At 71.9% G+C, this 11819-nt stretch carries 12 protein-coding genes; 6 read left to right on the top strand and 6 right to left on the bottom strand.

Annotated features, from left to right (window positions below; all coding sequences use genetic code 11):
* Positions 1 to 5: 5 nt before the first annotated feature.
* The 3 genes from ACWEOE_RS20035 to ACWEOE_RS20025 all read right to left on the bottom strand — a co-directional run bounded on the left by ACWEOE_RS20035 (position 6) and on the right by ACWEOE_RS20025 (position 2972).
* Positions 6 to 395 (bottom strand): hypothetical protein, encoded by a 390-nt coding sequence (locus ACWEOE_RS20035; RefSeq protein WP_452011110.1) that lies wholly within the window; start codon positions 393 to 395, stop codon positions 6 to 8.
* 105 nt (positions 396 to 500) lie between these two features.
* Positions 501 to 2180, bottom strand: a complete 1680-nt coding sequence (locus tag ACWEOE_RS20030) for a serine/threonine-protein kinase (protein ID WP_452011309.1) — start codon at positions 2178 to 2180, stop codon at positions 501 to 503.
* A gap of 117 nt (positions 2181 to 2297) precedes the next feature.
* Positions 2298 to 2972 carry a TVP38/TMEM64 family protein gene (locus ACWEOE_RS20025; RefSeq protein WP_452011108.1) on the bottom strand — a complete coding sequence of 225 codons (675 nt, stop codon included), beginning with the start codon at positions 2970 to 2972 and terminating at the stop codon, positions 2298 to 2300.
* Positions 2973 to 3037: 65 nt separating this feature from the next.
* On the opposite strand from ACWEOE_RS20025, the gene ACWEOE_RS20020 reads away from it, so the two are divergent.
* The 4 genes from ACWEOE_RS20020 (at position 3038) to ACWEOE_RS20005 (ending at position 6277) form a co-directional block, all read left to right on the top strand.
* Complete coding sequence (locus ACWEOE_RS20020) at positions 3038 to 4060, top strand: DNA polymerase domain-containing protein (protein WP_452011104.1); 1023 nt, start codon at positions 3038 to 3040, stop codon at positions 4058 to 4060.
* A 269-nt stretch (positions 4061 to 4329) separates the two neighbouring features.
* Positions 4330 to 4722 carry a DUF6221 family protein gene (locus ACWEOE_RS20015; protein ID WP_452011101.1) on the top strand — a complete coding sequence of 131 codons (393 nt, stop codon included), beginning with the start codon at positions 4330 to 4332 and terminating at the stop codon, positions 4720 to 4722.
* Positions 4723 to 4883: 161 nt separating this feature from the next.
* A complete protein-coding gene (locus tag ACWEOE_RS20010; protein WP_452011098.1) occupies positions 4884 to 5930 on the top strand; it encodes an LLM class flavin-dependent oxidoreductase in 1047 nt (348 codons plus the stop codon).
* A 110-nt stretch (positions 5931 to 6040) separates the two neighbouring features.
* Positions 6041 to 6277: a S1 RNA-binding domain-containing protein gene (locus ACWEOE_RS20005; RefSeq protein ID WP_452011095.1), complete on the top strand. Its 237-nt coding sequence runs from the start codon at positions 6041 to 6043 to the stop codon at positions 6275 to 6277.
* A gap of 58 nt (positions 6278 to 6335) precedes the next feature.
* On the opposite strand, the gene ACWEOE_RS20000 is transcribed toward ACWEOE_RS20005, so the two are convergent.
* The 3 genes from ACWEOE_RS20000 to ACWEOE_RS19990 all read right to left on the bottom strand — a co-directional run bounded on the left by ACWEOE_RS20000 (position 6336) and on the right by ACWEOE_RS19990 (position 9069).
* Positions 6336 to 6956, bottom strand: a complete 621-nt coding sequence (locus ACWEOE_RS20000) for a maleylpyruvate isomerase N-terminal domain-containing protein (RefSeq protein ID WP_452011092.1) — start codon at positions 6954 to 6956, stop codon at positions 6336 to 6338.
* Between the two features lie 68 nt (positions 6957 to 7024).
* Entirely contained in the window at positions 7025 to 8620 is a 1596-nt protein-coding gene (locus tag ACWEOE_RS19995; RefSeq protein ID WP_452011090.1) for a PucR family transcriptional regulator, read from the bottom strand.
* Positions 8617 to 9069 carry a hypothetical protein gene (locus tag ACWEOE_RS19990; RefSeq protein WP_452011087.1) on the bottom strand — a complete coding sequence of 151 codons (453 nt, stop codon included), beginning with the start codon at positions 9067 to 9069 and terminating at the stop codon, positions 8617 to 8619. Before ACWEOE_RS19990 ends, ACWEOE_RS19995 begins: the two co-directional genes overlap by 4 nt.
* 134 nt (positions 9070 to 9203) lie before the next feature.
* Between ACWEOE_RS19990 and pruA the strand changes: the two genes are divergently transcribed.
* Together pruA and ACWEOE_RS19980 are read left to right on the top strand one after the other, a co-directional pair.
* Complete coding sequence (gene pruA / locus ACWEOE_RS19985) at positions 9204 to 10832, top strand: L-glutamate gamma-semialdehyde dehydrogenase (protein ID WP_452011085.1); 1629 nt, start codon at positions 9204 to 9206, stop codon at positions 10830 to 10832.
* 13 nt (positions 10833 to 10845) lie between these two features.
* Positions 10846 to 11775: a proline dehydrogenase family protein gene (locus ACWEOE_RS19980; RefSeq protein WP_452011082.1), complete on the top strand. Its 930-nt coding sequence runs from the start codon at positions 10846 to 10848 to the stop codon at positions 11773 to 11775.
* Positions 11776 to 11819: the final 44 nt, after the last annotated feature.

Here is an 11819-nt window from a genome sequence, read left to right as displayed (position 1 = left end):
GCGCCCTACGGGCATTCCGCCCAGAGAATCGCCGTTGAGGTAAACGGCACTGATGAAAAGGAATGCACGCCGTTCTCGACGCCGGTGGAAACCCAGATGTCATTTTTCACGACACCATTGGCCGAAATGGGTTCCCCGTGTGCCCAGCAGATGCCGAACACCGTGTAGTTGGCGGGGTAACTGCCTTGTTTCTTGCTGGTCGACCACGGAGTTTGCCGGATGTTGCCGGCCTCGTAGGTGGTCACCATTGTGCCCGGCGTTCCGCTGGTCACGGCACGGGGCGACGCCTCGGCCTGACTGCTGAGGCCGACCGTCAGCGCGGCGATCGAAAGCGCGACAGCCAATGCCCGCTTTGTGAGGGAACGGCGGTTTCGGGAATTCGTCCGATTGATCACCAAGTGAAGCTGTTGCGTCGAACTGTGGCGGCATAAGCCGTCGGACGGGTGGCAATTCCGATCTGTGTGGCGGTGAGTGGGATTCCGTGTCAGCGCTGGCGCGAGTCAGCCCTGGGTGATGTCCTTCTGGCTCTTCGTGTTCGAGTCGATGAGGATCTGCCCGCCGGAGTTGACGACGCGGAACGCGCGGCTCTCCGTGTGGTCGGGGAACACCACGGTGACCGTCATGTTCACCGAGTCGTCTGCGTTGTAACTACCCCGAGCGGACTTGCTGCTCACATTGCCGAACTGCTGCCAGTACTGGTCGAACGCCGCCTGGTTGCCGTAGACCTGCTGGGCGGCCGGAGTGAGCATCGCCCACGCCGCCGCCGCGTCCTGCGGGAAACTGAAAAAGTCGATCACCCGCTGGCCGGCGGGCGTAAGCGCGAGTTTGCCCCCGTCGTTCGGCGTCTGGCCGAGCCCGGCAACCGGCGGCGATGCGGACGGGCCGGTGCTGGGGGTGTTCGGCGTGCCGGTCGAGTTCGTCTGCTGCGGCGGGTTCGCCGTGTTCGAACCGCTGCCCTCGCCACCGCTACCCGAGCTCAGCACCAGGAACACCACCACCGCGATCACGACCACGGCCGCGGCACCGCCCGCGATCAGCGCGAACTTCCGCTTGTTGTCCGCCGGGGGCGGCGTGCTCGACGCGTTGCGGTAGTTCGGCGCGGCGGCCGTCGGGGCCGGGCGGGGCTGCTGCTGCGTCGGCCGGACCGGAGGCGCTGGCTGGGCGGGCTGGGGCCGCGGCGGCGTGTTGGGCGGCGCGGCGGGCGAGCGCATCGGCATGAACGCCGCCGTCGGGGTGCGCGGCGGGTTCGACGGAGCCTTCTGCGCGGGGATCGGGGCGCCGGGCTTCGGGCCGTCCACGCGCTGCCACGGCGGACGTGAGCCGCCGCGGTCGAGGCGTTCGGTGGGGCCCGACGACAGCAGCTCGGGGCCGGCCGGCTCGCCGGACGCGAGCTTCGCCAGGCCTTCGCGCGCTTCGGCCATGCTCGGGCGCTCGCCGGGCTCGCTGCGCAGCAGGCTCATCAGCAGCGCGGTGGCCGGGCCGGCCTGGGTCGGCGGGTTGATCTGGCCGTTGGCGGCCGCGTAGAGCAGCGCGAGCTGGTTGGTGGTGTTGCCGTACGGCGTCTGGCCCTCGATGGCCTGGTAGAGCGTGGCGCCGAGCGCGAACACGTCGGAGCTGGGCACCGGGTCGGCGCCGCGCGCCAGCTCGGGCGCGAGGTAGGCCGGGGTGCCGCCGATGAGGCCGGTCTGCGTGAGCGTCATGTCGCCGGCCGCGCGCGAGATGCCGAAGTCGGTGATCTTCGCGGTGCCGGTCTCGTCGATGAGGATGTTGCCGGGCTTCACGTCGCGGTGCACGATCCCGGAGCGGTGCGCGGCGACAAGCGCGGCGGCCACCTGCTCCCCGATGCGCGCGACCTGGCCGACGGGCAGCGTGCCCTGCTCGGCCAGCACGGCCGAGAGGCTCGGACCGTCGAGGAACTCCATCACGAGGCAGGGGTCGCCGCCGTGTTCGGCGATGTCGAAGACCACGATCGCGTTGGGGTGCTGGAAGCGGGCCGCGTTCTTGGCCTCGCGCATGGCGCGCTGGCGCATGTTGTCGCGTTCGGCTTCGGAAACGCCCGGCTGGGGGAGGATCTGCTTGATCGCCACCGACCGTTCCAGGCGCACGTCGACGGCGCGCCACACCACACCCATGGCACCGCTACCAATGTGCTCGACGAGGCGGTAGTGCCCCGCGATCAGCTGACCGGTGTCGATGGCGACCGCTCCTGACGAAATCCCGGTGATCGTGGCCTCACTCAGCGCGGATACCCCTCGCGCACCCGAACGAGTGTAGCGGTCGAGTGGATGTTGCCGCCGTCAGCCAGCCGGTGTCGTGGCGGCGGGCGCTTCCTCTTCGACGACCGGGGCGCGCTTCTTCAGCACCCTGACCAGCCCGACCGCTCCGGCGGCGGCGAAAACCACGTAACAAGCCAACAAGACCGGCGGCGTGTCGCCCGTGAGCGCGTCGGCCAGCACCACCACGGCGACCGTGCCCGGCACGCTTCCCAGCAGCGTCCCGACCAGGTACGGCACCGGTTTCACCGTCGAGACGCCGCACAGGTAGCTCAGCGGCGCGAACGGCACCACGGGAATCAGCCGCAGCGAGGTGATCGCCAGCACACCGCCGCCGGAAAGGCGCTCGTTGACCACCCGCACGGGGGCGCGGTGCAGGTGCCGCAGCACGAGGTCGCGGCCCAGCAGCCGCGCGAGCCCGAACGACAGGCCGGCGGCGATCGTCGTGGCCACCAGGCCGATCGCGATCCCCGCGACGCTGCCGACGAGCAGCCCGGCCGCGAGGTTGAACACGGTGCGCGGGATCGGGGCCACGGTGAGCAACGAGTACGCGACCAGCAGCACCAGCGGCGTCGCGGGACCGGTCGCCTGGGCCCAGCGGCGCAGGTCGGCCGGGCCGGGGATCGGCAGGAACAGCGCGGCGGCCGCGAGGAGGGCGAGCACGGTGAGCGCGAGGATCAGCTTGGTTCTGCCGGACACCCCGTCCACGGTAGAGGAACGCGTGATCGGCGGGCGCGCGGCGTGGATCCGGCTACGGTGGGCCCATGCCCAAGAACGGCGATCCGGTCGAGTACCAGGTGGGGGAGCGCACCGTCAGGGTCACGAGCCCGGACAAGGTGTACTTCCCCGAGCGCGGCATCACCAAGCGGCAGGTGGTGGAGCACTACCTCGCCGTGGGCGAGCCGTTGCTGAGGGCGATCGGCGAGCGGCCCACCACGCTCAAGCGCTACGTCGACGGCGTGGCGGGCGAGTGGTTCTACGCCAAACGCGTGCCCAAGGGCGCGCCCGAGTGGGTGGAGACCGCGCGGATCACGTTCCCGTCCGGGCGCACCGCCGACGAGGTCTGCCCGACCGAGCCCGCGGTGTTCGCGTGGGCGGCGAACCTGGGCACGTTCGACTTCCATCCGTGGCCCGTCCGGCGGTCCGATGTGGACCATCCGGACGAGCTGCGGATCGACGTCGACCCGCCGGACTCCGCCGGCTTCGACGACGCCGTCGCGGTGGCGCGCGTGGTCCGCGAGGTGCTGGCCGACGCCGGCCTCACCGGCTACCCGAAGACGTCCGGCGGGCGCGGGGTCCACGTGCTCGTGCGCATCCGGCCGGCGTGGGATTTCATCGCCGTGCGCCACGCGGTCATCGCGCTCGGGCGCGAGGTGGAGCGGCGGATCCCCGAGCAGGCGACCATCTCGTGGTGGAAGGAGGAGCGCGGCGGCCGCGTGTTCCTCGACTACAACCAGGCGGCGCGCGACCGCACCGTCGCCTCTTCCTGGTCGGTCCGCGGCACACAGCGTGCGACCGTGTCGACGCCCCTGACGTGGGCGTTGCTCGACGACGTGCACCCGGACGACTTCGACGTGCTCACCGTGCCCGCGTTCCTGGCCGAACAAGGCGACCTCCACGCGCCGATGGACGAAACGGCCTTCGGCCTCGAAACCCTGCTCGAGTGGTACGACCGCGACGACCGCGACCTGGGCGGCGCCGAACTGCCGTACCCCCCGGATTACCCGAAGATGCCGGGCGAGCCCAAGCGAGTGCAGCCGAGCAAGGCCCGTTCCGACACGGAGTGACCGGTCGATCGCCGCGGGTGCTCACCGTCCGTGATCAACTTCGGCGAACGCGAAGAATTCCCACCTTTACGGCTGCATAACGTTCGTGCAGGTCAGGCCGTGAGCGGAGTAGCGTGCGGCGGCCGGGGGAGCTCTCGCGGAGGATCCGGCGCGTAACGCCCCGGCGCTGCGCGGCGACTATCCGCGCGCCGGTCTGGTCCAGTCCAGTCCGCTCTGGCCCGGCGCCGACCCGGCTCCGGTCGGGCTCGGTTCGAGGAGGGAGACGCTTCGTGGACGACCTGATCGCGTTCCTCGCCGCGCGGGTGGGTCAGCGGCAGGCGCTGATCATGCAGGCGGTGCAGAAGGCGAAAACCGGCGAACCCCTCAACCGCGGCGAAACGAAGATCGCGGTCGAACAACGCATCCGCTCCCTCGGCGACCTCGAGCTCGACGTGGTCAACCAGATGATCAACGAGGTCGAGGTCACGCGCCGCGTCATGCTCGCCCACCGCACCACCGTGTCCGAAAAGGTCCCCGGCTTCCCGTTGTACGGCAGCGAATACTGGTGCGAAACCTGCCACGTCCCCGCCGACGAGGCCGGCACCAACTGGTGCGCGACGCTCCGGCTGCTCGCCCTGCCCTACGCCGACCACCCGGACTACAGCGAACGCTGGCGCCCCTGACCGGCGGCGGGTCATCGGCGGATGTCACGGCCGTGCGGGCCGACCGCTGAGCTGACCCGCTCCGGCATCGCCGCCGGCGTGCCGGGGTTGGAGTCTCCAGCGCCGCTGCGCCTGCCCCGTGATCGGGGAATCCGCGGCTCGACCCCCGTGTTGATCCTTGCGTGAACCTCCGCCTTTCCGTGCTCGACCGTTCCCCCGCGAGGCGCGGCCGGGGCAGTGCACAGGCGTTGCGGGACACCGTGGCCTTCGCGCGCGAGATCGAGGCGCTCGGCTACCACCGGTTCTGGGTCTCGGAGCACCACAGCGTGCCCGGGGTGGCCGGGTCGGCGCCGACGGTGCTGGCGGCGGCGGTCGCGGCCCGGACGGAGCGCATCAGGATCGGGACGGGCGGCGTGATGTTGCCCAACCACCGGCCGTTGGTGGTGGCGGAGCAGTTCGGGGTGCTGGAGGCGCTTTACCCCGGCCGGATCGACGTCGGGCTGGGCCGGTCGGTGGGCTTCACCGACGGTGTGCGGCGCGCGCTGGGGCAGGGGCGCGAGGCGGCCGACGACTTCGGCGGCCAGGTGCGCGAGCTGCTGGCCTTCTTCCGCGGTGACCAGACGGCCTACCCCGGCGTCCACGCGATCCCGGCCGAGGGGCTGAACCTGCCGACGTTCCTGCTGGCCACCGGCTCCGGCGCGGACCTCGCGGCCGAGCTGGGGCTGCCGCTGGTGATCGCGCCGGCGCGGGGCGAGGCGGCGATGGTCGAGGCCATCCGCCGCTACCGTGACCAGGCCGCCGAGCCCTATGTCGTCGTGTCGACATCGGTGGCCGTGGCGGAGACGGCCGAGCAGGCGCGCCGGCTGCTGGTACCGGAGGCGTGGTCGACGGTGTACTCGCGCAGCCACGGCGTTTTCCCGCCGCTCTCCCCGGCCGACGAGATCCTGGCGCTGCCCATGACCGACCGCGAACGCACCCGCCTCGACGACATCGTCGCGAGCCAGATCGGCGGCACCCCCGCCGAGGTGACCGACCGGCTGGGCCGGCTGGTCGAGACCACCGGCGCCGACGAGCTGCTCGTGAGCACCAGCACCTACGACCAGGCCGCCCGCGTCGCGTCGTTCGCCGCGCTCGCGGAGCTGGCCGGGCTTTCGGTCGACGCCTGGAAAATCCTTCGCCGGCACTGCTACGGTTCTTCCCATGACTGCCGGGTCGGCCGAGAGCCGTGAGCAGACGGGGTACCCGGCCTTGCCGTGACCTCCCGGCGGGCCCGTGGCCCGCCCCTCCCCAGCGAACTTCCGAGGACATTCCCGCGGTTCGCGAAGGGAGGTGAAATCGTTTGTCCACATCGGAATCCACTTGGCGCTCGTGGCTGTCCGACCACGCCACGGGCGGAGTTCTCGACGGCGTGGTCGTGCAGCAGCTGCCCTTCGGCGCGTTCGTCGAGGTCGCGCCCGGCATCCAGGGCCTGCTCGTGACCGACCGCGGCGCCGCTCCTGAGGTCGGCGCCCGCCTGTCGGTGCGCATCGAGCAGATCGACGTCGAACGCCGCCGCTTCAGCCTCGCCACGGCGTGACGCGCGGGGCTGGGGCAGTAGCGCTGCTGCCCCAGCCCTCAGCTCACGGCGGCGAGGATCACCCCAGTGCCACCGGGGTGAATCCCGCGGGCGCGGCCACCCGGCCGGTGGCGGACAGCAACGCCTCCCGGTCATCCGCCGACGGCAGCGCACGACCGGCCACCCCCTCCACCACCGCGCGCGTGGCGGCCAGCGTCGACGCCGGCGGACCGTCCACACCGGACAGATGCAGTGTGAGATCCAGGTGGTGCAGCGTCGCTTCGACGACGTACGTGGTCAGGTAGTCCGCCACCGTCAGCACCTGGTCGCGGGTTTCCACGCGAGCTGCGGGATCCACCAGGGCCGCGGCTTTCCCCGCGGCCACGGCGAGGTCGTCGAAGTGGTGAGTCAACGCCGCCGGCCCCGAGTACGCCGCGGCCGAGCGGCGCACGAAAGCCGACTCCGCGTCCGTGCCGTCGCCGGGAACGCCGGATTCCCAGTAGCTCACGGTGTCGCGCGTGGCGGGCGCGTCGGTGGTGGTGACGAGCGTGATGAGGATGTCCTGCGCGCCGATGATCAGGTGGAACACGACGTCCTGCACGAGCCACCCGGCGCAGCCGGACGGCGCGACCCACTGCGGCGCCGAGAGCGAGTGGACGGCTTCCTGCAGGGCGCCCCAGGCCCGGGGGAAAAGATCCATACCGGCACCCTAGCCAGCGCGAGCGGGCCACCGCACAAGGTTCTCCAAGCGGTTTCTCCAAGCGGTTTCTACAGGCGCAGCTGCAGTTGCGTGAGCAGCCGCTGCGCCGGATCACCGAGGTCGACGCCCGACACCTCGGCCGCTCGCCGCACGCGGTAGCGGACGGTGTTCGGGTGGATGTTCAGCGCCTTCGCGGCCGCGCGCACGTCGCCGAACGCGTCGAGGTACGCGAGCACCGAGGGCACGAGGATGCCGCCGTGGTCACCGTCGTGCGCCAGCAGTTCGGTCAGCCGCGGGTCGCGGATCCGGGGCTGCTCGGTCAAGAACGCCAGTACCTCCGACAACAGCACGTCGGCGCGCACGTCGGCCAGCGAGGCGACGGCGCCGGGCCACCGGCCGCGTGTCATCGCGAGCAGCACGCGGTCGGCGTCGCCGCGCGAAGCCGCCGCGTCGGACAGCCGCGGCACCACCCCGCCGAGCGCGGCGCGCACCGGCACGTCGAGGTGTCGCCCGGCCGTCGCCACGATCTCCTTGGCCAGCGCCAGAACCGCGGCGTCCGAGTGCTCCGGCAGGTCGGGCAGCAGCGCGTACACCCGGCCGCCCAGCACGCTCACCAGCGCACTGCGCCGGTACGCCGCCGTGTGCACCGCGATCAGGTGCACCAGCTCCGCGCGCCGCAGCAGCCGGTCGGAGGCCGCGGGCCCCGCCGAGGACAACGCGAACGTGAGCACCTGCGCGGGCCGCGCCGGGTCGGCGCCGATGTCGTCGGCCACCGACTCGGCGTCGACGCGGCCCTCGAGCAGGCCGGCCAGCAGGTCTTCGCGCAGGCGCAGCTGCGGGCTGGGCAGCGTGCGCGCCCGGATGAGCTGGGGCGCCAGCGTGCGGCTCGCGCCGAGCAGCGCGACCTCGGCCTGCTCCGTGAGCGGCGTCGCGCCCTCCTGCACCCAGATCGTGCCCAGCGGCTGCGACCCCGCGTGGATGCCCGCCGCGATGCGCCGCCGGATGCCCAGCTCGGGCCGCTCGTCGATGCGCACGATGCCTTCGCCCGCGCGCAGCCGCTGGTACACGCCCCATTCCCGCAGCATCGCCAGGTACCGCTCCGGCCCCTCCCGGCCGAGGATCGACAGCCGGCGCAACTCGTCGACCTCGTCCGACGAGCGTGAGTACGCCAGCACGCGGCTCGCGGTGTCCTCGATGCTGACAAGACCGCCGGTGAGCGTCGCGACGGTCTGGGCCAGGGCGAACAGGTCGCCCAGGACTTCGCCGGTCTCGGCCTCACCGCCGGCCCGCGCCGCGTCGACGACCCCGCGCGCCAGCGCCTCCACCTGCTCCCACCGCGCCTCGGCCCCCACGGTGAGCAGCGCGACGCCCGCGTCGGCCGCCACATCGGTACCGCCCTCACCCTTCAACGCCACCGCGGCCGCCCCGCCCCGCCCGGCCGCCCGAATGGCCGCGGCCGCCGCCCGCCCGCGCGCGCCGATCACCAGCACGAGATCACCCGGGTGGGCTTCCGGCGGGTCCTCGGGATCGAGGATCACCACGTCCTCCACGGGCACCCCTAGCCCGCGCGGCGCGACGAGCACCCGCACGAGCGGCTCGCCGAGGGTGGCGAGCACGTGGCGCAGTGAGGTGGCGGGGAGGCCGTCGGACGCTTCGGTGGTCATGGGCGCACCTTCATCCGACGGGATCCGTGCGGTGGCCCGATCCTGCTTGGCGTCACCACGGTGCGTCGGGCTGAGCCGGTCGCCCGGCGGCAGGAGGGTTGGGCGGTCGTGGGGTACGCCTCGACCGGCGCTCCCAGATTTTGCGGCGCCACGACGAGTACGTGCCGTAGCGAGGCGGTGGGGAGGCCGGCTGACGCCCCGGTGGTCACGGCAACACCTTCATTCGAATGCACGCGCGCGGTGGCCCGATTCTGCTTGGCGTGGCCAGGGTGCGTCGGGCTGAGCCGGGGGCCCGGCGGCAGGAGGGTTCGGTCGTCGGGGGGTACGTCCTCCACGGGCACCCCGAGCCCGCGCGGCGCGACGAGCACCCGCACGAGCGGCTCGCCGAGGGTGGCGAGCACGTGGCGCAGCGAGGTGGCGGGGAGGCCGTCGGACGCTTCGGTGGTCATGGGCGCACCTTCATCCGATCGGACAAGTTCATCACCCGTATTCTAGCCGGTCGGACAAACCCACCGGCGCGTTGCGGAGTTACCGTTCGGGCATCCAGAGCAGTAGCGCCAGACGAAGGATCGAGGGAGCCGCCGTGGACGCCGTGACCCAGACACCCGCGCCGAAGAACGAGCCGGTGTACACGTATGCACCGGGAAGCGCCGAGCGCGCCGAGCTGGAAGGGGCGCTGAAGAAACTGGGTCAGGCCGGTCCGGTCGACCTGACCGTGACCGTCGGGGGCGAGCAGCGCGCCGGGGGCGGCGAGAAGATCGACGTCGTCGAGCCGCACAACCACGGTCACGTGCTCGGCACCATCCACAGCGCCACCCAGCAGGACACCACCGACGCCATCGCCGCCGCCGCGAAGGCCGCGCCGGAGTGGCGGGGCCTGTCGTTCGACGACCGCGCCGCCGTACTGCTGCGGGCGGCCGACCTGCTCACCGGCCCGTGGCGCTCGACGCTGAACGCCGCCACGATGCTCGGCCAGTCGAAGACCGCGACGCAGGCCGAGATCGACTCCGCGTGCGAGCTCGCCGACTTCTGGCGCTTCAACGTCGAGTTCGGCCGCCGCGTGCTCGCCGAGCAGCCGGCCAGCTCGTCCGGCGTGTGGAACCGCATGGAGCACCGCCCGCTCGAGGGGTTCGTCTACGCGATCACGCCGTTCAACTTCACCGCGATCGCCGGCAACCTGCCCACCGCGCCGGCGCTGATGGGCAACACCGTGCTGTGGAAGCCCTCGCCCACGCAGAGCTTCGCCGCGCACCTGACCATGCGGCTGCTCGAAGAGGCCGGCCTGCCGCCGGGCGTGATCAACCTGCTGCCCGGTGACGGCAAGGCCGTGTCCGAGGTGGCGCTCACGCACCGCGACCTCGCGGGCATCCACTTCACCGGCTCGACGGCCACGTTCCAGCACCTGTGGGGCACCGTCGGCGCGAACATCGCCGGCTACCGCGGCTACCCGCGGCTCGTCGGCGAGACCGGCGGCAAGGACTTCGTGCTCGCGCACCCGTCGGCCGACCTCGACGTGCTGCGCACCGCGCTCGTCCGCGGCGCGTTCGAGTACCAGGGCCAGAAGTGCTCCGCGGCTTCGCGCGCATACGTGCCGCGCAGCCTGTGGGAGCAGCTGAAGGACGGCCTGGTCAGGGAAACCGAGGCCATCACCTACGGCGACGTCAGCGACCTGTCGCACTTCGGTGGCGCCGTGATCGACCGCCGCGCGTTCGACAAGCACGCGGCGCTGTTCGAGCGCGTCAAGGGCGACAGCGAGGTCGAGATCATCACCGGCGGCACCGCCGACGACAGCGTGGGCTACTTCGTGCAGCCGACGATCCTCGTGTCGGGCAACCCGAAGCACGAGATCTTCAGCACCGAGTACTTCGGCCCGATCCTCTCGGTGCACGTGTACGAAGACGCGCAGTTCGACGAGATGCTCAAGGTCATCGACGAGACCGCCGCCTACGCGCTCACCGGTTCCGTGATCGCCAACGACCGCACCGCCGTTGCCAAGGCCTCGCACGCGCTGCGCTACGCGGCGGGCAACTTCTACGTCAACGACAAGCCGACCGGTGCCGTCGTCGGACAGCAGCCCTTCGGTGGCGCGCGCGCCTCGGGCACCAACGACAAGGCCGGCTCGATCTTCAACCTGCTCCGCTGGACGAGCCCGCGCTCGATCAAGGAGACGTTCGTGCCGCCGACCACCGTGAGCTACCCGCACCAGGGCTGAGGGAGAAACCGCCATGCTGCGTGCCCCGTTGCTCGCCGCCGCCCGATCCCGGCGGATGCGCGCGCTGATCGAAGCGGTGCCGGCGACGCGATCCGTCGTGCGCCGCTTCGTCTCCGGGTCCACGACCGCCGACGCCGTGCGCGCCGCGCGGGAACTGGCTGCCGACGGCCGGTCGATCACCATCGACCACCTCGGCGAGGACACGACCGACGCCGCCCAGGCGGCTACCACGGTCCGAGCGTACGAGGACCTGCTCTCGGCCCTGGCCGAGCAGGGCCTCGCGGCCGGGGCCGACGTCTCGGTGAAGCTCTCGGCCGTCGGGCAGTTCCTGCCCGGCGACGGCGAGGGCGTGGCCCTGGAGAACGCGCGGAAGATCTGCGCGGCGGCCGAGGCCGTCGGCGCCACGGTGACGCTCGACATGGAAGACCACACCACCACCGACTCCACGCTCGGCATCCTGCGTGAGCTGCGCGGCGAGTACCCGTGGGTCGGCGCGGTGCTGCAGGCCTACCTGCGGCGCACCGAGCAGGACTGCCGCGAGCTGTCCGGCCCGGGTTCCCGCGTGCGGCTGTGCAAGGGTGCCTACGCCGAGCCTTCGTCGGTGGCGTTCGAGGACAAGGCCGACGTGGACCAGTCCTACGTGCGCTGCCTGCGCGTGCTCATGGCGGGCGAGGGTTACCCGATGGTGGCCTCGCACGACCCGCGCATGATCGCCATCGCGCAGCGCCTCGCCGCCGACAACGGCCGCAAGGCCGGCGACCACGAATTCCAGATGCTCTACGGCATCCGGCCGGAGGAGCAGAAGAAGATCGCGGCCTCCGGGCGCACCATGCGCGTGTACGTGCCGTGCGGCGACGAGTGGTACGGCTACTTCATGCGTCGGCTGGCGGAGCGCCCGGCGAACCTCGCGTTTTTCCTGCGGGGCCTCGTCACGCGGTCCTGAGGCTTCTCGAAACGCCGAAGACCCCTCGCTGCTCCTGCTGCGAG

The organism is Amycolatopsis sp. NPDC004368 (assembly GCF_053602515.1).
This window is presented reverse-complemented; position numbering and strand designations above follow the sequence as displayed.

What these genes read in the sequence shown, in the direction of transcription:
- ACWEOE_RS19995 (WP_452011090.1), bottom strand. Translation starts at nt 8,620, where the DNA reads ATGACCACCGAAGCGTCCGACGGCCTCCCCGCCACCTCACTGCGCCAC.
- ACWEOE_RS19980 (WP_452011082.1), top strand. Translation starts at nt 10,846, where the DNA reads ATGCTGCGTGCCCCGTTGCTCGCCGCCGCCCGATCCCGGCGGATGCGC.
- ACWEOE_RS19990 (WP_452011087.1), bottom strand. Translation starts at nt 9,069, where the DNA reads ATGACCACCGAAGCGTCCGACGGCCTCCCCGCCACCTCGCTGCGCCAC.
- ACWEOE_RS20020 (WP_452011104.1), top strand. Translation starts at nt 3,038, where the DNA reads ATGCCCAAGAACGGCGATCCGGTCGAGTACCAGGTGGGGGAGCGCACC.
- ACWEOE_RS20000 (WP_452011092.1), bottom strand. Translation starts at nt 6,956, where the DNA reads ATGGATCTTTTCCCCCGGGCCTGGGGCGCCCTGCAGGAAGCCGTCCAC.